The 21,935-nt window shown below is 41.3% G+C and carries 20 protein-coding genes; 6 read left to right on the top strand and 14 right to left on the bottom strand.

The features are described from left to right. Nucleotides 1-7 precede the first annotated feature (7 nt). The 4 genes from ACNURT_RS11450 to ACNURT_RS11435 form a co-directional block, all read right to left on the bottom strand. Complete coding sequence (locus ACNURT_RS11450) at nucleotides 8-364, bottom strand: VOC family protein (protein ID WP_419701855.1); 357 nt, start codon at nucleotides 362-364, stop codon at nucleotides 8-10. A gap of 249 nt (nucleotides 365-613) precedes the next feature. Next, nucleotides 614-1,240 (bottom strand): response regulator, encoded by a 627-nt coding sequence (locus ACNURT_RS11445; protein ID WP_419701854.1) that lies wholly within the window; start codon nucleotides 1,238-1,240, stop codon nucleotides 614-616. Nucleotides 1,241-1,252: 12 nt separating this feature from the next. Continuing rightward, a complete protein-coding gene (locus tag ACNURT_RS11440; protein WP_419701853.1) occupies nucleotides 1,253-4,147 on the bottom strand; it encodes a ligand-binding sensor domain-containing protein in 2,895 nt (964 codons plus the stop codon). 215 nt (nucleotides 4,148-4,362) lie between these two features. Continuing rightward, the gene (locus ACNURT_RS11435) at nucleotides 4,363-4,839 is read right to left on the bottom strand and encodes a hypothetical protein (RefSeq protein WP_419701852.1); all 477 of its coding nucleotides are present in this window, start codon (nucleotides 4,837-4,839) and stop codon (nucleotides 4,363-4,365) included. Nucleotides 4,840-5,158: 319 nt separating this feature from the next. Between ACNURT_RS11435 and ACNURT_RS11430 the strand changes: the two genes are divergently transcribed. From ACNURT_RS11430 to ACNURT_RS11420, 3 genes are all read left to right on the top strand, one after another. Continuing rightward, nucleotides 5,159-6,043: an AraC family transcriptional regulator gene (locus ACNURT_RS11430; RefSeq protein ID WP_419701851.1), complete on the top strand. Its 885-nt coding sequence runs from the start codon at nucleotides 5,159-5,161 to the stop codon at nucleotides 6,041-6,043. After that, entirely contained in the window at nucleotides 6,033-6,440 is a 408-nt protein-coding gene (locus ACNURT_RS11425; RefSeq protein ID WP_419701850.1) for a DUF983 domain-containing protein, read from the top strand. Before ACNURT_RS11430 ends, ACNURT_RS11425 begins: the two co-directional genes overlap by 11 nt. Before the next feature lie 133 nt (nucleotides 6,441-6,573). Next, nucleotides 6,574-6,729 carry a hypothetical protein gene (locus tag ACNURT_RS11420; protein ID WP_419701849.1) on the top strand — a complete coding sequence of 52 codons (156 nt, stop codon included), beginning with the start codon at nucleotides 6,574-6,576 and terminating at the stop codon, nucleotides 6,727-6,729. A gap of 134 nt (nucleotides 6,730-6,863) precedes the next feature. Here the strand turns inward: ACNURT_RS11420 and ACNURT_RS11415 are convergent, their stop codons facing one another. Together ACNURT_RS11415 and ACNURT_RS11410 are read right to left on the bottom strand one after the other, a co-directional pair. Then, nucleotides 6,864-7,187 carry a hypothetical protein gene (locus ACNURT_RS11415; protein ID WP_419701848.1) on the bottom strand — a complete coding sequence of 108 codons (324 nt, stop codon included), beginning with the start codon at nucleotides 7,185-7,187 and terminating at the stop codon, nucleotides 6,864-6,866. A gap of 265 nt (nucleotides 7,188-7,452) precedes the next feature. Continuing rightward, on the bottom strand, nucleotides 7,453-9,291 hold the full coding sequence (locus ACNURT_RS11410) for an ABC transporter ATP-binding protein (RefSeq protein WP_419701847.1): 1,839 nt from the start codon (nucleotides 9,289-9,291) through the stop codon (nucleotides 7,453-7,455). 145 nt (nucleotides 9,292-9,436) lie between these two features. Here ACNURT_RS11410 and ACNURT_RS11405 point away from each other — a divergent pair, with 145 nt between their 5' ends. After that, on the top strand, nucleotides 9,437-10,084 hold the full coding sequence (locus tag ACNURT_RS11405) for an HAD family hydrolase (RefSeq protein ID WP_419701846.1): 648 nt from the start codon (nucleotides 9,437-9,439) through the stop codon (nucleotides 10,082-10,084). A gap of 3 nt (nucleotides 10,085-10,087) precedes the next feature. On the opposite strand, the gene accC is transcribed toward ACNURT_RS11405, so the two are convergent. From accC to ACNURT_RS11370, 7 genes are all read right to left on the bottom strand, one after another. Beyond that, nucleotides 10,088-11,572 (bottom strand): acetyl-CoA carboxylase biotin carboxylase subunit, encoded by a 1,485-nt coding sequence (gene accC, locus ACNURT_RS11400; protein WP_419701845.1) that lies wholly within the window; start codon nucleotides 11,570-11,572, stop codon nucleotides 10,088-10,090. A gap of 461 nt (nucleotides 11,573-12,033) precedes the next feature. Then, complete coding sequence (locus ACNURT_RS11395; RefSeq protein ID WP_370994298.1) at nucleotides 12,034-12,540, bottom strand: GNAT family N-acetyltransferase; 507 nt, start codon at nucleotides 12,538-12,540, stop codon at nucleotides 12,034-12,036. Nucleotides 12,541-12,600: 60 nt separating this feature from the next. Beyond that, nucleotides 12,601-13,092: a c-type cytochrome gene (locus ACNURT_RS11390; protein ID WP_419701844.1), complete on the bottom strand. Its 492-nt coding sequence runs from the start codon at nucleotides 13,090-13,092 to the stop codon at nucleotides 12,601-12,603. A 225-nt stretch (nucleotides 13,093-13,317) separates the two neighbouring features. Then, nucleotides 13,318-14,184, bottom strand: a complete 867-nt coding sequence (locus ACNURT_RS11385; RefSeq protein WP_419701843.1) for an SDR family oxidoreductase — start codon at nucleotides 14,182-14,184, stop codon at nucleotides 13,318-13,320. A 152-nt stretch (nucleotides 14,185-14,336) separates the two neighbouring features. Continuing rightward, nucleotides 14,337-15,329, bottom strand: a complete 993-nt coding sequence (locus ACNURT_RS11380) for a Hint domain-containing protein (RefSeq protein ID WP_419701842.1) — start codon at nucleotides 15,327-15,329, stop codon at nucleotides 14,337-14,339. A 118-nt stretch (nucleotides 15,330-15,447) separates the two neighbouring features. Beyond that, the gene (locus ACNURT_RS11375; RefSeq protein ID WP_419701841.1) at nucleotides 15,448-16,617 is read right to left on the bottom strand and encodes a pyridoxal phosphate-dependent aminotransferase; all 1,170 of its coding nucleotides are present in this window, start codon (nucleotides 16,615-16,617) and stop codon (nucleotides 15,448-15,450) included. Between the two features lie 123 nt (nucleotides 16,618-16,740). Beyond that, nucleotides 16,741-18,324, bottom strand: a complete 1,584-nt coding sequence (locus ACNURT_RS11370) for a flavin monoamine oxidase family protein (protein ID WP_419701840.1) — start codon at nucleotides 18,322-18,324, stop codon at nucleotides 16,741-16,743. Between the two features lie 255 nt (nucleotides 18,325-18,579). Here ACNURT_RS11370 and ACNURT_RS11365 point away from each other — a divergent pair, with 255 nt between their 5' ends. Both ACNURT_RS11365 and ACNURT_RS11360 read left to right on the top strand, forming a co-directional pair. Continuing rightward, nucleotides 18,580-18,942, top strand: a complete 363-nt coding sequence (locus ACNURT_RS11365) for a BlaI/MecI/CopY family transcriptional regulator (RefSeq protein WP_419701839.1) — start codon at nucleotides 18,580-18,582, stop codon at nucleotides 18,940-18,942. 4 nt (nucleotides 18,943-18,946) lie between these two features. Next, nucleotides 18,947-20,704: a M56 family metallopeptidase gene (locus ACNURT_RS11360; RefSeq protein WP_419701838.1), complete on the top strand. Its 1,758-nt coding sequence runs from the start codon at nucleotides 18,947-18,949 to the stop codon at nucleotides 20,702-20,704. Between the two features lie 34 nt (nucleotides 20,705-20,738). Here ACNURT_RS11360 and ACNURT_RS11355 read toward each other — a convergent pair whose 3' ends face one another. Next, entirely contained in the window at nucleotides 20,739-21,824 is a 1,086-nt protein-coding gene (locus ACNURT_RS11355; RefSeq protein ID WP_419701837.1) for a DNA topoisomerase IB, read from the bottom strand. Nucleotides 21,825-21,935 lie beyond the last annotated feature (111 nt).

Below are 21,935 nucleotides of genomic sequence, written 5' to 3'. Positions count from 1 at the left end.
TAAAAATTTATATTTCTGTATAATTTCTTTCTTCCAATAAAATAAACCGGTTACCTGAAGGGTCCAGGAATTCGGCCGCAAGGCCGGTGGGCAGGTAACGCGGAACTGCAGAAAAAAACACACCCGCGGTTTTGTATAAATGATAATCTTTCAGGCAGTCGTCCGTATTTAAAATAACACAGCTTTTGAATGCGCTGCCGCCAACAACAAGTGCCACATCCAGGTTGTCGGCCTGCAATACGGTATATTCTTCGCCTTCGGCAAATGACATATTACTGATCGGGTTAAAGCCTAACTTTTGCGTATAAAAATTTATCTGCACGTCGGCATCCTCTGCAAAAACCGGGATATATTTCAATTTCATGTTGCAATAACTCTTATAAAAGACTTCAATGGAAATCAACCCAATATCAATAACAAGTAGTTAAGGGTGATGATTTTGGTGTGGGTTACAATAGCCGATCAGTTAAAACTACTGCACATACCAAAGATAAGCCGGTGGCTGAGGCAACGTATCCCCCAAATAGGGGGATTTATTTATTATCAAATAATAATAAATACAATAAATAATGTATTGAAGATTACCATGTTACGGAAAAAAGCATCATCCAGATCAGATAAGCTTGTTTTGTTTAGCCATTTTTATAGCGTCGGCGCGGGAGTTGACATCCAATTTCACGTATATGTTTTTGATGTGGCTGCGCACGGTTTCAAGGTCGATAAAAAGTTCTTTGGCAATTTGACTGCGGCTTTTTCCATCGCCTATCAATTCCAGGATTTGAGTTTCGCGCCTGGAGAGTGGTGACTCCTGATTTTTTTGAAATGAGCGTATAACCAGCTTGGCAATATTAATACTCATTGGGCCGCCACCATCCTTAACCTCCTTAATGGATTCAATTATTTTAGCCGACGGCGTGTTTTTAGTAAGATATCCTGATGCTCCATTGGCCAGCGCGTTGAATATTAATTTTTCTGATTCGTAAACCGTTAATATCAAAACATAACATTGGGGTAACAGCTTTTTTAACTTAGGGATGGCGTCTACCCCATTGGTGCCGGGCAATTCAATATCCAACAGTACAACATCAGGGCGATCAATGATTATTTTCTTGGCTGCCTCGTCATAGGAACTATAAGAGCTCACCACTTCATATCCTTCGGTAGCGCCAATTAAGTAAGCATAACCATTTCTAATGGTCTCATCATCTTCAATAATTGTTATTTTTATAGTACGGTTCATCTCTTTTAAAAATTAAGCGACAACATTTTTCCTGAACTTTAATTCCACCGAAGTTCCTTTGCCTTCTTCCGAAACAATAATCAGTTCAGCATTAATACGTTTAGCCCGTGCCTTTATGTTATGCATGCCATGCCCCTTTGATATGATGGTATTGCTAAAGCCTTTGCCATTGTCGGTAAGCCGCAAACTGATCTCATCTTTATCTGCATAGGTCCAGTGCATTATAACCTTTTCGGCTTCGGCGTGTTTAAGCGCGTTATTTAGCAATTCTTTGTATATCATGGTAATATTGCGGCCATACTCCATGGGCAGCTTAATCTGTTTCAGGTAGTCATCAATTTTGTTAAACTCAAAATCAACCGGTACATCCTGAAAAAGCTCTATGCCGATTTCTTTAATGTGCACCAAAGTTTCATATAAATTATCACTTTTAGGGTCAAGGGCCCATAAAATATCTTTGGTGCCATTATAAAGAGCTGCCGCGTTTTGTTTGATCTGATCAACGAGCCCATGTTGATCGGTCTTGGTTTGATCAATTTTGGCATTTAAAATTTCTGACAATATGGAAATACGGGTAAGTTTATTACCCAGGTCATCATGAAAATCTTCAGCTGTTTGTTGCCTGATCTTTATTTTTTCTTCCTGCTTAATAGCCTCAATGGCCTGCTGCCGCTGTATTTTACTATGATGCCAGATATTTTGCAAACCAAAACCTATTAATACAAAAAACAGTACCGCCGATATCTGAAAAGTAAGTGTTTTATAAAAAGGTGGTACAATTTCAAAACTAAAGTTAGCCGTATCTGGCGAAACTTTTCCATCCGGACTAATCGCTTTTACCCTGAAAGTGTATTTACCCGGGGGCAACATAGGGTATTCTACAACATTGTTTTTTACAGGCGAACAGAAGGTGCTGTCTAAACCAACTAATTTATACCGATATGATACACCGGAAGGGTTTTTTAAATAGATACCTAAAAAAGAAATAGCAAGATGATTTTGATCATAAGTTAAAGTGGCCCCGTTTGTTAAATAAGAAAAAGCGGTATCCTTACTCCTGCTTATCTGCGGCATTAACTTTACATTTTCTATAATGATATGTGGTGGCGGCGAAGATCGTACTTGCGCACGGGTGTTATATACCATTACAGATTTTGTGGTTCCTACCCAAATCTGATGATCTTTATACAATATGGCGTTTTGATTGGTTTCAAAAACGGGTTCTTTTGAACCGGAATTGTCAATAACCACAAACCTACCGGCAGCGGGGTCAAACTTCATTTGGTTAACTCCCTTACCCGTACCTATCCAAACATGGTCTGCATCATCGGTTATCAGACTATATATGGCATTTGCTTTAAGACCATCATTTACAGTGTAACTTTGGAAACGATCATTTTCCAGGTTCCAAGCAAATAAACCCCGGTCGTCCGTACCTATTAAAATCAGATTATGATACTTGATCATGGTAAGGATAGCGGAGTTTTTGAGATGGTCTTGATTATAAGTTTGAACTACTTTTTTATTAACCAGTAAAACGATACCATTTTGTGTGCCTATAAACACAGAATCGCGGCCGGCCGCGACTAATGATGATGAGTATTCAGGCACACCATCCAATTGCTTAAGCAAGCCATTTTCGTAATAATAGCATCCCAGTGATGTTGCCAGCCAGATAACCCCGCTGCCATCGGCCGTAATGGCATGGTAGGCTATTTCGTCACTTCCTTTTATCTGTCTGAAACCTTTTTGATCATATTGCCACAATCCTGCCTGGCTTGTACCTATCCAAATAGTTTTATTTTTATCGGTATACAGGCATTGTATACCGGCTAAATATTTAGAATTAGGCGGTGTTGTTATGTTACTGAGTTTTTTACCATTAAATCTTATTAATCCACCACCATCAGCGCCTAACACAATATGATCATTCCAATCTTTAGTAATAGCCATAATTATTTTCGACTCAGGCAAGCCTTGTGTGCCATCAAAAGTTACATACTTGCTGCCTTCGCAACGATATAAACCATTGCCCAGGCACCCGAGCCATAAATTATTATCCTTATCTACATATATATCTGCTATGGAAATATCAGTAAGCCCGTTTGATGAATCGTAATGAATAACCTCGCCATCTATTAAACAATAGGCTCCATTATCGGTACCTAACCAAATATTCTTATACTCATCCTGTTCAATACATAGCAGTTGGCCTTTTACGTTAGCCATTTGGGCCGGAGCATAGGGCATTACCTGATTATCATTGATATAAAACAAGCCTTTCCAGGTTAGCAGGTAAGCCTTTTGCGTATCAAACTTGTCGAACAATATTTTTCTTACGGCCAGTTGTTCATATTTATCGTTAAAGCGGGTCGAATACTCCCATCCGCTACGGGTTAAGGCATATATACCTTTTCCGTAAACGGCGGCATAAAGTTTGCCATTTTTATCAACGGTTATAGTGGTTACCTTACTGTTGTCATCAAATGATACCGGCTCCATCTTATTACCGGCAATTTTAAATAAACCATAGCTCATTACGGCCCAAATGGTGCCATTTCCATCCTGAATTATATCAGTTACAATATTGTGTTTTTGAGAGGTCGCGGGTTTGTAATTCCTGATCTTACCGTTAGAAAGCATAGCCAGTCCGTCGAGGGTTCCAAACCATACATGGCCGGCACGGTCAGAAAAAATGGTGCTTACATAGTTGTTGGGTAATCCGTTTTGCCTGGAGTATCCTAAAAATTCCTTTCCATCAAAACGGCATGCTCCGCCAAACGTGGCTACCCACAAACGGTGATCGTTATCCATAGTAAACTTGTTTACCTGCGATTGGATCAGCCCATCATCAATATCATAATGCGCGAACGTATATTTTTGCCCCAAAGCCGGAAATATCTGCATTAAACAAATAAATACAACACACCAAAACACCCGCACCGCATATAAAAAATACCTGTTCACTTACACACAAATTAATAGTTTACAGTATTACTGTAATTAAACTCAAAATAAAGCTAAATAAAACAAAAAAAATCACCCTTTTGGGGTGATTCACTTTCTACAGGGCAAATTGGTCAAAATCCCCTATAATGCTTTATTAAGATCAGTTAAAAAACTCAATTTTTGGCGGTTACAGCTCCATTATTACCTGCCGGGGTTTCCAGGTCCTCAAACATTTTACAAACCTGGGTAATTTTCCATTTCTGAGCATCATCCTTTTCAAGTATGAGATAATTATGTTGTATACTGTCATGGTAACTAAAATCAACCCTGGCTATTACCAACGCATCACTTTTGGCCAGCACCTCATAATTTGACTGACAGTTTTGCTGGGTGCCTGCTTCTTTTTTCATAGCATCAACTAAACTCGATTTATTTTGCTGAATTACTTTATTGCCGCGAGGGATCTTTAGGGTATAATTTTCATCCAGTATCTTATTAAGCTCTTTATAATTTCCATTCATATGGCTATCGATAAAGTCGCGGATCACTGAAGCATAACCGGCGTCCTCAGTTTTTGGACCTGTGTAAGCATAGATTGATGTGACTGATAATAGACTTATTAAGCAAGCCACTAAAAATTTGATTTTCATTGTGATGTTTTTTTTATCAAATTTCACTACGACCGCAAAATAAAAATGTGTGCAGAACACCATAAAAATATGCGTAGAGCACCCAAAAAATATGCGTATAACACCGATGGCATTAATTAAAAGAGAAGAAATAATATCGAATAATGAATTTTTAATGCCTAGCATCGATTTCTTCCTTCGTTATTTAATATCGGAGGCTCATTATCGATGTTCAAAATAAGATTTTTGATTAGTGGTATTTTTCAATTATCGTTGAATAGTACCATTTAAAATAAAAATAGTACCATTATAAATGGCAATTTGATGTGTAATTTTGTTCATGTTACAAAACATACCATTATATGACATCTGTTCGCTATCCGATATCAATCAGGACGATATACTGATAAGCCGTTTTGCGCCATACCTGGATACCCATAAAAACCTGTTTACTACCCATCGTCACTCCTTTTATCACCTGGTATTATTTACAGAAGGATCTGGTACACACTCCATAGATTTTGAAAACTTTGAGGTTAAACCCAGACAAATTTATTTTATGATACCCGGACAGGTTCATTCCTGGGGTTTTGAGGGCTTTACAGACGGTTATATTATCAATTTCTCGGCATCGTTCATCCAATCATTCGTGTTGCAACATGGCTACCTGGATAATTTTTCGTTTTTCAGCGGTAACCTGGCCGACGCAGTGATTAATTTACCTCTTGAAACTTATGAAGTTATCAGGCCACTTTTTGAAACTATATTAGCCGAAGCCGCAAATCCGGGTGCATCAGCTGCGGATATGATCAGGCTGCTGATGCTTCAAATATTTATCAGGGTTAACAGGGTTACCACAACGCCTACAGTAAACAATAATTCATCTTACAACCAAACCCTGCTCAAAAATTTTAAAAATTTAATTGAACATCATTATACCGACATCAAGCTTCCCAAGGATTACGCCGCTATGCTGTATATAACCCCCAACCACCTTAACGCCGTTTGCAAAGACATGATGGGTATATCGGCCGGCGAGATGATCCGTAACCGGATCATGCTGGAAGCTAAGCGTATGCTGACTAATCCACAGCTTAGCATTAACGAAATATCATTGAAATTAAACTTTAGTGATAACTCCTATTTTACCAAATTTTTTAAAAAACTGGAAAATATTACACCCGAAGAATTCAGAAAAAAACTATTAAACGACCATGGAAAATAACAATTATAAATTACCGGTATGGCCAGCTTTTGTACATGCCAAATGCCCGCGTTGCAGACGTGGCGATATGTTTGCTACCCCCATGTATGGCTTTCAGGGTCAGCAAATGCACAAAACCTGCCCACACTGTGGTTTAACTTATGAAAGAGAGCCCGGCTATTTTTATGTGGCTATGTTTGTAAGTTACGCTTTTAATGTTGCCGAAATGGTAACAGCGGCAGTGGCCATAAGCGTATTAACCGGAAGCCACAATCCATGGTTATATGTTACTATTATATTGGCTATTGCGGTTATACTTTCGCCTTTTAACTTCAGGTATTCAAGGGTTATGCTATTGTACTGGCTTACACCAGGCCTGCACTATCACCCTGAAATGAGCCGCGACAAAATAAACTGATCTTTTGATGATGATGATAAGCGTCGGCTGGTTTTACTTGCCGGCGCTTTTTTATGATCAAATAATTTCGCTACTATTAAACTATGTGATTGGCTTTGGGTCAAAATTGTATCACATCCATATTTTTTGAACCATGAAAGCGAAATTAAACATCATAAAAAAAGACTTATATAATGTATTTATAATGGGCAATGCCGATGAACAGCAATTAGCAAGGATCTATATTTTACTCGCCATTCCCTTTTTTGCTTTACTTTTTACCTTTGGACACTTCCCAAGTTATAAGTGAGGCAAATTTGTATTATCTAACCTGGTTGCAGATGGTATACCTGCAGCCAGGTTAAAAACAAAACAGCCGTTATATTGCTGTAACGACTGTTTGTCAACTGTTTCCCTAATTAAACTAACTAAACTAAACGATCATTAATATTGTTGTGTGTATTGGCCTAAACGGTTAATAACCATTTGTACATTTTTAATATAAAAAACACTGTTATAATTATATTGATTATCTGCCCACCTTTTTGTTTTTAAAAGGCTTTTATAACTAAAGCTTGAGATCATAGAAAAATTCTTTTTAAGATCTGTTTGCGCTACGCTATCAGGCTGATTGTTATCCTGATACTTTATTTCAGATGGCAGGTTATTGAATGTTTTTATTTCACTATCTGAAGTAAATATTTTGGCGCAAGCCACGAGTGCAAGGGAAACAAAAACGAAAATTAAAAAATGGTAAAAAAGTTTCATAGTAAATAGGTTGGTTAATGTTTGATCAATTACCGTTAAACATTAATTCAAAATTAATCTTACCATACCACAAATAACAGGGTGATAATACGGTATAGCCTACGTATTTCTACGCATTTTTGAATATCCTTAAATAAACTATTGATTTATTGATAATTCACTATAATTACAACAATTAACCTATTATAAATAAACAACAACGAAGATATACGATTATCACTTAAATATCGGAAGATATCGATATGGCATTAACTACTGATTAAATTTACCGGTATCCTGCAGCCTGCAAATCAAACAACTCTGCATAACGGCCTCCTTTAAGCAATAACTCGGCGTGGCTGCCTATTTCTACCAGTTCGCCTTTTTCCAATACCAGAATACGGTCGGCCATACGAACGGTACTAAAACGGTGCGAGATCAATACCGCCGATTTCCCTTTAGTTAATTCGGCAAAGCGCTCAAAAACATTGTATTCGGCCCGCGCATCAAGGGCTGATGTAGGCTCATCTAGTATTAACAATTGGGCATCGCGCATGTAGGCCCGTGCCAGGGCAACCTTTTGCCATTCGCCTCCGGATAATTCTACCCCATCGGCAAAGCGTTTGCCCAATTGCTGATCATAACTGCCGGGAAGTTTGGCTGCCAGTATATCGGCCAGGCTTTGACGGGCCGAGTTTTCGATGAGCGGGCGGTTATCTTTTTCGCTTATTTTGCCTACAGCTATATTTTGGGCGAAGGACATCTGATAGCGCAGATAATCCTGAAAAATAACACCAACGTTAAGCCGGAGGTCGGTAAGGTCATATTGTTTAAGGTCGATGCCATCCAATAATATCCGGCCTTCTGTAGGGTCATACAAACGGGCGAGCAATTTTACCAGCGTGGTTTTGCCGGCGCCGTTTTCGCCCACCAGCGCCAGTTTTTCGCCCGTAAACAAGGTAAAATTCAAATGCCGGTTGGCCCATCTATCAGAGTTTATATACCGGAAGCCCACATTCTCAAAAGTAAAACCCTGTTGTATGATCTTAGGAAATGGCAGCGCATTTTCGGCCAATTTGATCTTAGGTACGATCTCAAAAAATTCAAAAAAATCACGCAGGTAAATAGCGCCTCGTGACACGACTGTAAAGCGGGTCAGGATACCCTCCAACAAAGTGCGGAGTTGCCTGAACGAACCGGCTAAAAATGCCAACTCGCCAATGGTAACGCTTCCGTTAACCGTACGTACAATAATAACCAGGTAGGCGGCATAATAACCCAGACTGCCCAGCATGGCAAAAAAGGTCCCCCATAAGGAACGCTTGATGGCCAGCCGCTTATTATCGCCGTAAAATTTATCAGACAGGAGCCTGAACCTGTCGATAATAAACCCCGAAAGGTCAAATATCTTTACTTCTTTGGCCGTTTCATCACTGGCACCCAGGTAACGTACGTAATCCAACTCACGCCGCTCAGGTGTTTGCCCGCGGGTAAGCGCGTAGCTTTGATCGTTAAAATATGATTCGCCTAAAAAAGCGGGAATAATAGCAATAAGCAGCAGCACAATAAGCCAGGGATTAAAAGCCATTAAACCAACGGCCAGGAAACCCATAGTGATCAGGTCCTGCACCTGGCTCATGACCTGCGAGAGTAATATGGTGCGACCCACGGTTTGCTGCCGGGCGCGTTCCAGCTTATCATAAAATACCGAATCTTCAAACTGATCCAGATCCAATGTGGCGGCATGCTCCATGATCCTGACAGAAGTATAGTTACTGAACAGGTCGCCCAACAGGCTATCCATCAGCGTGATGGCGCGACTAAGCGCGTCGGTTAATATGGCCAGGGTAAACTCCAGCCCTACCAGTTGCCACAGATAAGTCATATCCTTAACATGCGCATGACTTACCGTTACTACCTGATCAATGATCAGTTTACCTACATACAGCAGCCCCAGTGGCATAGCTGAGCGTATGGTCCGCAGCAAGGCGTTCACTACCGTCATCCAGCGGCTGGTTTGCCATACCAGTTTAAAAAACGCGGGCAAATTACGGAGCGCCTCAAAACGTTCCTTTAAAGTAACTTTATGAGTGATGGTGTTTTTGGGTGGACGATCTGTTTTCAATAGTTATTCTTAGTTGATATTGATATAAGCGAATTTAACCATTTAGCCCCTTACCCCTCTAAAGGGTGAACTTATTTTACATTGACTTGTTTTTTCATCAACCGCCTGCCAGAACAATAACCCGCTTTTTATTACTTTTGCCGCCATGATGAATTCTTCACTACACAATCAATTCGACAGTATAATTTTTGATCTCGATGGCACCCTTTGGGACAGCACAGCCACCGTAGCACAGGCCTGGCAGGCAGCCCTTTCAAAAGTAGATTATATTGATGAACTGATGACCGTAGAACGTGTTAAATCGATCACCGGCATGACCTACGATGCCATTTTTGATAAGCTATTCCCCAATCTGGATACCAACCAACGTAAGGAAGTACAAGCCCTTTGTGCTATCAGCGAGCTGGAGATCCTGCATGCCAAAGGTGGTGAGCTTTATCCGCAACTTGAAGAAACGCTGAAATACCTGGGCACCAAATACAAACTGTATATTGTAAGCAATTGCCAAAACGGTTATATCGAGTTATTCCTGGACCTGAATAACATGCACACATATTTTTTAGGGCATCAGTGTTTTGGTACCAAAGGCAATCCAAAGGCCGATAATATTAAGGATATTGTAAACGATCATCAGCTTAAAGCACCCGTATACGTAGGTGATACCATGGGCGATTATACAGCGGCACATCAGGCAGGCGTACCCTTTATTTTTGCCAGCTACGGATTTGGTAAAGTACCCGATGGCATGATAGCTACTGTGGATAGTTTTAAGGAGCTTGCAGAACTGCTGTAACCGCTACTGCAGGCGGGTACGATTTTTCACCCAATTACTTGTTTCTGCTGTTGCTACCGGTGCAGTTATGGCTTTCTTTTGATTGAGCAGTTGTTCCATAATTACGGCAGCAATTGCCACTTCGCCCTCGTCTTCGGTATTTAAAACTTCGGGAGTAAAATATTTTTTTACAAAGTGTGTATCAAAGTTGCCCGATGTAAATGCCTCATGCTGCATCACAAACCGGCCAAAACCAAGCGTGGTGGTTATCCCGGTTATCTGGTACTCATCAATAGCGCGCAGCATTCTTTCAATTGCCTCGGTTCTGTCTTTACCATAGGTTATCAGTTTGGCAATCATCGGATCATAGTAAATAGGTATCTCCATGCCTTGCTCAAAACCATCATCAACCCTTACCCCTGCTCCTTTAGGAGTAATATAAGTTTGAAGCGTACCGATATCTGGTAAAAAATTATTTGCAGGGTCTTCCGCATAAACCCTTAGTTCAATAGCGTGCCCGCGTATCTGCAAATCTTCCTGTTTAAATCTAATAGCTTCGCCACGTGTTATGCGGATCTGCTCTTTTACCAGGTCGATGCCGGTTATCAGCTCCGTTACCGGGTGTTCTACCTGCAGGCGTGTGTTCATCTCCAGGAAATAAAAGTTCAGGGCATCGTCCATAATAAACTCAACGGTCCCCGCACCGGTATAATTTACAGACCGGGCTACATCAACCGCGCATTTACCCATCTGCTCCCTGATCTGTGGAGTAAGCACTTTTGAAGGCGCTTCTTCGATCACTTTTTGATGACGGCGCTGCACAGAACAATCGCGCTCAAAAAGATGTACGATATTGCCATGCGTATCGCCCAAAACCTGTATTTCGATATGCCTGGGTGATGATACATAACGTTCAATAAAAACAGATCCATCGCCAAATGCCGAAGTAGCCTCGGAAACAGCAAGTTCCATTTGCTCTTCAAAGTCGGCCTCACTTTCTACTATACGCATGCCTTTACCTCCGCCGCCAGCGGCGGCTTTGATCAGTATCGGGAAACCAACTTCTACAGCTCTTGATTTTGCCTCGGCAACATCGGTAATAGCTTCCTCGGTGCCTGGTACCATGGGTATATTATACTTTAAAGCAGCTGCTTTGGCCGATAGCTTGTTGCCCATAACTTCCATAGCCTCGGGCGATGGACCAATAAGTATCAGTCCGGCCTCTTTTACCTGTCGCGCAAAAACCGCGTTCTCGCTCAGGAAGCCATAACCGGGATGGATACCGGTAGCGCCTGTTTTTTGACAGGCTGCAATAATCTTTTCACCATTAAGATATGACTGATTAGAGGGAGCTGCGCCAATATAAACCGCCTCGTCGGCATAGCGTACATGCATCGCATCACGGTCGGCATCTGAATATACGGCCACAGTTTTAATACCCATTTCGCGCGCAGAGCGCATTACTCTTAAAGCTATTTCGCCCCGGTTAGCGATCAGTATTTTTTGCATTTAACAAATGTAGTGGATTTACACTTTGCAAAATACTATTTTCTTGACCGGAAAAAAGATACAGGAATAATAAAATCAATCAGACTCGATCAGAGTTTCCACCTGTATGATTTGCTGTGGCAGCGATAGCAGACGTATCTTTTAAGCGGCAGCCAAAACAAAAACATTTTTACCAATGAGCCACGAGGTATGCGGTGAATATTAATATTATTGCAGCGTCTGCAATGAACCGTGTGTGCATGGCTCGTTTTTTTGGGGGAAGCAATGGTGAGAACCGGTTTTTCTTCAATTTCAACAGTCATTGTCAGTTAATTAAGGGGATTTTTACCATCCAACTGAAATAAAACTACCAAAAGCGCATATTTATTCAATAAATTCGCATTTCAATCAGGGGGGCGACTAAAGTTAACTAAAAGACAATGAAATTTATAGCTTTTTTTTCTTTAAAATGATAATTAATATTACTCATCAAGCAATAATTGCATAAAAAGCAGGTCGAGCCAGCGATTAAACTTAAAACCAACCTCTTTAAAGTGCGCAACCTGCCTAAAACCCAATGACTGATGCAAATGATAGCTAACCTGATTTTCGCTGTCGATACCTGCTATCATCGCATGAATACCGTTTTTTTGGGCTATTTCAATAAGTGGCCGGAGTAAAAGTTTGCTGATACCCTGTCCCTGAAAAACTGGGTCAATATAAACGGAATGTTCAACAGTATAACGATAACATGGCCAGATGCGAAAATGCCCGTAAGTGCAAAAACCGGCTATCTTTCCACCTGATTCTGCTACAAGCACCGGGAAGCCATTACTTATTCTGTCCTGGTACCAGGCCTGGCGCATTTCAAGTGTATGCGGTTGTTCGCTGTAAACAGCAGTGGTATTTAATATGGCATCGTTATAGATATGCAGAATAGCCAGCAGATCGTCTTCATTAGCATTTCTGACCTTGATTATACTGTTCATATTCATAGTAAATTAAAACACCCCTTACTTTATGTAAGAGGTGCTTTGAATATTTAAGGATCATCCTTTTTTATCAGGGCTACCGGTCGCAGGAGCGGGCTGACCGCCCGGAGGCATGCCACCAGGGGCACCACCGGCAGGTATAACAACTTCGGGATGTGCTGTACCACGATGGCAGGTATTACAGTTGATACCAGATTGCATGACCATGCCTAATGAATCTTTTTTGGCATGAAAATATTTCTGGTTTATTTTATTCATCATTTTGAACATATCGCGGGCCATTTCCTTTTCAGGTTTGGCATCGCTCGCCCAGTCCATTTTTTTGGTTTCGTCATTACGTACGTGGCAAAAGTTGCAATGCACACCTAAAGAATGCTCCCATTCTTCCATTACTTTATGAAGATTATCGCCGGTGATGTTTTTTGGTAGCACCTTGAGGTTTTTAAACCCGTCATCCTGTGGCTTTTTGGGGGTCATGGATGTCATAGCACCTAATACTACAACAGATAACAATCCGAGGGTAGCAATTATTTTTCTATTAAAAGGCATGATTGTCATATTTAAGTCACCTAAAATAACTATTAACTTTTAATGTCACAACACCGGATGGTGTAAAAAAAGGTAATTTTTAAGATACAAAAAGAGAATTAAGAGCAAAGAGTCAGGAATTAAGAGAATCGTATAACTTTATTTTTAAACGATTACTAAAGATAGAGGTCTTTTGTGTTTGATTCTTCTTCTTGATTCTTAATTCTTGATCCCCGGTTCTTAACCTTAATCCGCATTGATAACCGGCCAGATCAAATACCGTGAAAGGAGTTTTTCGCTAATGGCCCAGAGTCTATTACGTGATTCGGTGTCTGTTGCAATAGCCGAGGTTTTGGCAACCGTCTTTTTGATAAAATAAGCGCCGTTATGTTTTTCGAGTTTTGCTGCGGTAGCCAGGTATATAATGGTTTCGGCTCCCTGTTCAGGAGTTATCATAAACGGGCGTGCCAGCAGCATCATTATTTTGCCAAAACCTTTGAGGGTAGCCCCAAAAGCAGTTTTCACCAAACCCGGATGCGCCGAGAATGACAGAATACCCTTATTGGCATATTTTTCGGCCAGTAATTGGGTGAAATAAATATTGAATAGCTTACTCATGCCATAAGCCTTAAATGCGCTATAAAATTGCTCCCATTGAAGGTCATCAAACCGTGGTTTACTACCCCATTTATGAGCTTCTGAGCTTACGTTTATGATACGTGCCTGTCCTTTTTGCAGCAAGGGCATCAGGCAATGGGTTAATAAAAAATGTCCCAGGTGATTGGTAGCTAATGTCATTTCAAACCCATTCTTGCTCAGTTGACGTTCGTCAAAAACCCCACCGGCGTTATTGATGAGCGTATTAATGGCAAATAGCTTTTCGGTTAGTTCATCCGCAGCTTCACGCACGCTTTGCAGGTCGGCCAGGTCGCAACGCAGTACATATATTTCTTTGTTGCCCGTTTTACCTATTATTTGTTTTTTGAGCCGCTCGCCTTTGGGTATATTACGTACCAGTAAATAAAGTGCATGCCCCTGCGCGGCCAGTGCCAAAGCGGTTTCTTGTCCTATGCCGGATGTTGCCCCGGTGATGATGGTTGTTTTTAAAGCCATGCCCCTTATCCCCTAAAAAATATTTGTGGAAGGTACTATTGTTTTAAACGCTTCCGTATCGATTAAACGTAAAATTCCTATTGGAATAGTTAAAAAACAAGAAAACCGGGTAATAATACCTTTTCCATTTTAGGGGAGCGTTGAGTTGGCCGTTATTTCTGCATAACCATTACGCCATTCATGAGCAAGGTACTACCGCCATCAGCTACAATGTTGTACACTTTTTGTAAGCCCCCGCCATGTTCTGTTTTCTGCAAAACCGTAAACGTTTCATAACGACCGGTTTGCTCATTCATGCACAGCACCTCCTGCCCTTCGGTTATTTCACCCATTTTCAGGTTGCCTTGTTTGGTCAACATAGGATGATTTGGGGTGGCTTGTAATACTTTGGTGTTTAAGCTGATCTGTTGCCCGGCATTGCTGTTTTTTACGATAGCCGATACCAGCACCAGTTGGGTTAACGCGTAGTTTTTAGCTTCATGTATGGTTAGTTCCTTTACTTTTACCGCAGAACTTTTTTTAGTAGCCGGATCAATAGAGACCACCTTATCGCCGGGTTTTATGCTTTTTAGCATTTTCTTTTCGCCGCTGGCCATCGTCACCAACTCATCTCCCGGAAAACAAATATCGTTACCATAAGTGGCGGCCTCTTCCTTCATATCCTTGCCGCCGTTTAAAACTTTGTACTGTTGAAAGCTCACCTCTTTTGACAGGATATAAGATAGCTTCAGGATAAAATTTGTTTCTTCTTTGTTGATGTTGTCAATATCCTGAAAATATTTTGCCCAAACTTTGGCATCAGCTGTAAAATCGGGGACAAGGGCCTTATATAGTTTTCCTTTTTCGTTGGTATAAAACACCATTAGTCCTATTTCCTGCATTCCTTCTTTAGCGATGAGTTTGTACAAGTCGATACGTTTCTTTAAGCCGTCGGCACCGGTAACAAAATAAGGTTTACGGTTCTCATATCTATCGAGCACATAGGTATTCTCAAATTTCACATAAGTGTCCTTATCCAGGTCGGCGATAGTAAAAGCTTGCGCCTTATCATATTCGGCCATGGTGAGTGGCCTTGGGTTTACCGTTTGGGCCCGGCACAAATAAATTGAAGCTGTTAAAAGCAGTGTTAATGTTAGTTTATGCATATTTTTGGATCAAAGATTTTGGGACTTTTAGAGCAAGGGTTTTGGAAAAAAGATTATGAAACTACATCCATCTTATTTTTGAATCCTTGTTCCTTACTCTAAAAATCCTTGCTCTAAATTATGATATTTGTTTAAATGCCTCGGCAAAGGCTTCCATTTCGTCCATACGGCCAATGCTTACGCGGCACCAGTCTTTATCGTTTAATTTCCAGTTGCGTACGCCCACACCGCGTTTCATCATTTCACCTACGAATTTCTGGCCATCCATTTTAAGCGGGAACATCACAAAGTTGGCCGATGACGGGATATACTCATAACCTTCCTTTTTAAGTACAGAATACAAGTACTCTTTGGATGCATTCGTTTTCTTTAAGGTATCATTTAAAAAGTCGGTTTCCCGGTAAGCGGCAAGCGCGGCAGCCAGCGTTGGGGCCGAAATACTCCATGATTGTGTAGTATATTTTTTAAAGGTTGTAATGGTATCGGGCTGCGATATGATATAACCCAAACGCATACCGGCAAAACCATACAATTTGGAGAATGTACGTGCTACAATTACATTATTGCCTGCTTTAACAGCGCTGATCATGGTGGAAGACTGTGGATCGGGCAGGTAATCGATATAAGCTTCATCAACAAATACCGTTGTTTTTTTGGATACACGCTCGCAAAAAGCTTTCAGCTTGGCAGTATCCACAATAGTAGCCGTTGGATTATTGGGGTTACAGATGTAAACCAAACCGGTGTTATCATCTACTTTAGCTTCCATCGCGTCCAGATCAAGTTTATAATCGGCCGTGAGCGGTACTTTCACCCATTTCCCGTCCAATGCCTGGGCACGGCCGGGCAGATCATCATAAGAAGGATCGCCGGTGATCACCGTTTTACCACCTTTGGTGTAGTGCATGGCAGCAGCCAGCAACAGCGGGGTTGAACCGGCATCCATCAGAATGTTACTGGATTTTACTCCCTCATAATCGGCTATTTTATTATAAAGCAACGGCAGATCAAAAAATGGATACTGATAACATTTGTCAATAGCATCCTGTATGGCCTTTTTAGCTGCAGTCGATGGGCCGAATGGATTTTCATTAGCCAATAATCTCGCCTTCAATTCAAAGCCGGCATGGGTTATAGCCTCCTGATCATTTAAACTAAGTGCCGAGGGTTTAAAAGCACGAACCGGCATTGCTGCCAGCTTACTGATAGTACCAGAAAAGAAGGCCAGTCCCCCGGCCATAAATGCGCTGGATTTGATCCAGGTTCTGCGGTTTAGTGAATTTGCCATGGTGGTTTGGTTTTAATTTAGTATCAAGCAGCGAGTATCAAGTATCAAGACAGCTTCATCTTTCTTTTAAACTCATCAAAAAATCTTGATACTTGATACTAACTACTTGATACTATTATTATACTACTTGATACTATTATATTGAATACCTTGTTCGCTCATCCTGGCATGCAGGGCGGCCACTGTGCTCCTGGCCGATTCAAATGCCCCGGCCATCCAGGCGTTTAAATAAGTTAAATGTTCGCCGGCAAAATAAACCTGCTTGTCCGGTTTCAGCAGCACCGGATACTGGTTTTTACGCGTTTCGGTAGTATAAACAGCCCATCCACCTAAATTGTATTTGGTCTTGTGCCAGCTTACCGAAAAGGAGCGTTCAAATTCCGTATCGTACTGTGGATGTATGAGCCTGCCTTTTTCCAGCGCGAATTTTTCGCGGTCGGCATAGCTTAAAGCGCCTGTTTTCTGGGCTTTTTCATTAAAGTTGTAATATCCTATTAAGATACCTTTTTTTCCGAGATAATCATAGGACGGATAAAAGATCTGTGTCAGGTCGTTATTGGTATGTGTAATGCCGCCATAAATATGTTCATCCTCTTCCCAAAACCGGCGCTTAAATTGCAGGCCTATTTTACCCGTTGAGTTATACCCGATATAATCAATAGCCCTGCTTACATCGCCCGAGAAATTATTACTGATATTACTTAAAACAGGAAGTGGCAGGGTGCAAATACACAAATCCCCGGTAAGCTGATGTTCGCCTTGTGCATCCTTATAAGTAATTTTTACACCCTCTGCCAAATTGTTTATAGCCGTAACTTCGGCCCCCATTTTTATAGATGGCGCTACTTTTTTTTCCAGCGCTTTGGCTATCTGATCCATACCGCCTACGGCCTGGAACATGGTCATTTGCAATTCGTAGGTATATTCGGCAACATTATAAAAATCAGGATCCATTAAGCCCGAATGCAGTATATCGGCCAGTTTATGCGGATCGGCAATTTTGCCTGGCTTGTCTCCTGCCCCCGGCGATTCGGCATAACCCCTGCGCGCGGAGGCTTTATAGAGTTTGTCGATATCTAAACCACCCTCTGCTCTTAAATATTCGATGATCTTTTCGCCATCCTCTTTGGTCAGGTTACTGTCGAGGCTGCCATGATCAATACTTTTGGCCAGCATTTCGGTCATGTATCCCCGGATATCGTTATGAACTTCCCTAACCCTTACCTTTTTGTTGGATAACGGCCCCTTGCCTTCGGCAAAATAATAGGCGCCTTCGTTTACGTTATTATAAACCTGTATGGGTACACCCAACTCTTTGCAGTAATGCAGGGTAAGTTCATGATGGTGCGGTATGCGCGACGGCCCAGCGTTGAAATACAGACCATCGTCAAAACGGGCGGTTATCGCGGGCTTATCGATCTCCTGGTGGGTACTGCCATTGCGGATACTCCAGCAACGTCCCCCGGCACGCGGGCGCGCCTCCAGTATGGTGCATTGGTAACCTAATTTATTCAGTTCATAGGCAGAGGTCATACCGGCAAGGCCAGCTCCCAATATAATGATGTGTTTGCCTTTGCCACTACCTTCCAAATTAAAAGCATAGGCAGGCGCCGGACGTAACAAACCAAGGGCAATCATAGCAGGATAAGCCCCACCGGCAAGCATAGCTCCTTTACCTAAAAAGTCTCTGCGGGTAATTGTTTTCAATAAGCGTTTTATGTTTTATACTATGTTGTGTGTTAAAGATAATAATTATTAAAACATTGTCTGAATCAGAATTCACAGAATTTAAGAATTTTCAGGATGATAGCTTTTTGGTAAATAAAGAGTCCTCAGAAATTGCAAGTACATTCTGTTAATTTAAAAATTCTGTAAATCCTGATTCAGACAGTTTTCAAAAAATAAAAATAAATTTGCACATCTACGAAATATTCGTAGATTTACGAAATAATCGTAAATACAATGGAGAAATTATCGCAGCAAGAGGAAGAAGCCATGCAGGCCGTATGGCAATGCGGCCCTGGTTTTATTAAAGATTTTCTGGATCAATTGCAGGAGCCCAAACCTCCTTATACCACCCTGGCATCCACTATTAAAAATCTGGAACGCAAGGAGTTTTTAAAAAGTGAAAAAATGGGCAACTCGCTCCGTTATATCCCTATTATTAAAGAAGAAGAATATAAAAAACGCTTTATGAGCGGCTTTGTGAGCGATTACTTCCAAAACTCATACAAAGACCTGGTTACGTTTTTCGCCAATGAAAAAAAGATAAGCGCCAGCGATCTGCAGGAGATCATTAAACTAATTGAAAACAATAAACCTTAATACCATGCCAGCATTGTTTGTTTTTTTGCTTAAAGTAAATATTGCCCTGTTATTGTTTTGCGCGGGTTATTACCTGGTGCTCCGGCCGCTTACTTTTTATACGCTCAACCGCGTTTATCTGCTTGCCGCTATCGTATTTGCCAGTGTGTATCCATGGCTCAATCTTTCGGCCTTTTTACAGCGGCATGAAGAATTGGTTAAACCGGTACAAAAAGTGATCATTAACTGGCAGGCGCCGGTACTGGTAAAATCGATGAGCCAGCCCGATTACTGGCGCTGGGCCGAGGTTATTTTTTGGTTGGGTGCCTACATACTGGCTCTTAAACTGGTGGTACAGTTATTCTCGCTGTACAGATTATATAAAAGCTCCAAACCGGCTACCATTAATAATCACCAGGTACGGATCATGGACAAAGACGCCGCGCCTTTCTCTTTTTGGCAAAGCATCTTTGTGAACCCATCAAAACATGAACCTGCCGACCTGAACGCTATATTATTGCATGAGCAAATACACGTGAACGAATGGCATACCGCTGATATATTGCTGGCCGAAGTAAGCAGTATTTTTTATTGGTTTAACCCGGGCATCTGGCTCATGAAAAAAGCTATCCGCGAAAACATAGAATTTATAACCGACCGCAAGATACTGAACCATGGTATCGACAGTAAAACTTATCAATATAGCCTGGTTTCGGTAAGTTTTAATAACCAGCAACCGGGTATAGTGAACCACTTTAATATATCAACCATCAAAAAACGCATTATCATGATGAACGCTAAAAGATCATCCAAAATAAACCTTACCCGGTACGCCTTCCTGGTACCCGCGGTGATTACTTTGCTGCTGGTATTCAGCATATCACAGGCCGATTTTGCCAAACCTATCCGGGTAAAGCTGGTCAACGCTGTGAAGCCGCTTGAAAACATCATCACTGTTGCCGCTCTGCCTAATCCGGCGGGTAATACGCCGCTTCCTAAGCTTAAAAAGGTAAGCCGACAGACAGCTAAAGCTTTGCCGGTTGTAAAACCAGATACTATCAAAAAAGTGCTTATTATCGGCGATAAAAACAATAAAGATTCTGTGGTTTGTTATATCAATGGTGTAAAAGGCAGTCTTAAAAATATTGATCCTGATAATATAGCGGAAGTTAATGTATTAAAAGGCGATCATGTAGACCGCTTGCCCACATATGTTAATCGTGATGATGTAAGAAATGCTGGTGTAATACTTGTTATTACCAAAGATTCGCCCGAGGGAAAAGCACGTTTGCAAAAATCAGGAAAAACAGACGACATTGTACTAAACGGATATAAAGTTAATCCTGATACGAAGGTAGACGCGATTGTGGTTACCGGCTTTAAAGTTCAACCCGACCCCAAGGTTACTACCACTTTCTCTACTAAAACCTCAACTAATGTAAATGGCGCTCATACTGCTGTCAGTGCTGGTGATTCTATAGCCCCTCTAAAAAAATCTCTGACTACCCTAAAATCTATTTCAAAGACATCTACCAATGGCCAGTCATCTACAACCGGAATCTCAGTAAGCAGTAACAAGGGCATTCATATTACCACTGATAATGGTTCAAATCCTTTAATCATGGTTGATGGGACTGAGACAACAGGGGCCGCGCTAAAAAATATAAATCCAGACAGGGTAGAAAAAGTAGACGTGATAACAGGAGATGACGCCACCAAGAAATACGGCAATAAAGCTAAAGATGGTGTTATAATAATAACCACTAAAAAGAAGGTTGATTAATAAAAAACATTCGCTTACCGATCACATTAATATATCAACTGGCTTCGGCCAGTTTTTCTGTTTCAAGCAGGTTAAGCAATGCCTTTTCTGCCTGGTTAAGCTGGGTGGCCTTTTCATCCTTATCCTCATCAAGCTCGCTAATATATTTAAACAGGGTGCCATCCTCATAGCTTTTGATCACCAATGGGTGCACATAATATTTCTTGCAGACCGAACGGGTATTACCCAAAGTAACAGCCACTTCGTCAATTACGCTTACAATTTTTTTGCGGCACTCGGTTGCATTGGCAAATTCACCAGCCGATTTAAACGCGTATAAAGCGCTTACGCTGCCTGCCCAGGTACGGAAATCCTTGGCGGTAAAATCTTCGCCGGTAATTTCTTTCAGGTAATTGTTTATATCACCGGAGTCAATACTGTGGCGCTCACCGCTTTCGTCATAATATTGAAAAAGCTCTTTCCCTGGTATATCACGGCATTGTTTTACCAAGCGGGCCAGCTTTCGGCTTTGCAGACTTATTTTATGCTGTACGCCCTTTTTGCCTTTAAACTCAAATCTGATAGTTGCTCCTTCAATTTTAATATGCCGGTTTTGCAGCGTTGTAAGTCCAAAAGAGCCATACAATTTCTGATATGCTTCGTTTCCTACCCTGATGCTGGTTAATTCCATGAGGCGTACGGCAAGGGCTATTACTTTTTTATGATCGAGTTTGTGCCTGGCCAGATCCTTATCTACCTGCTCCCGTATCACGGGCAAATAAGAGGCGAAAGTCTGCAAGCGATAATATTTGGATTGATTGCGGATCTTGTTCCACCCGGGATGATAGCGGTATTGTTTCCGCCCGGCAGCATCGATACCGGTAAACTGCAAATGCCCGTTTTCATAGGGTGATATCCATACCTGGGTATACGCAGGTGGGATCACCAACCGGGTAAACCTGTTTATCAATTCCTTATCTTTTACCAATTTACCCCCGGCATCGTAAAAACTCCATCCTTTACCCGACCTTTTGCGGGTATAGCCCGGCGATGAATCTGACACATATCTTAACCCGACCGCTTTTGCGGTGACCTTGGGATCACGACCAATTTTTTCCAGTTTTTGCAGCAATCGGTTCATATAGTTGGAACAACAAAGCCTTGATCATTAAGTTTTGATGAGCAGGCAAGGGAGCTGAAATACCCGAATCAACTTTTACTTAATAATGTTGTTATATTTTACAAACATTCG

It is taken from the genome of Mucilaginibacter sp. NFX135, from assembly GCF_048565145.1.
Taxonomy (GTDB): Bacteria; Bacteroidota; Bacteroidia; order Sphingobacteriales; family Sphingobacteriaceae; genus Mucilaginibacter.
Note: the sequence above shows the minus strand (reverse complement) of the source record. Positions and strands in the feature narration are given on the sequence as shown.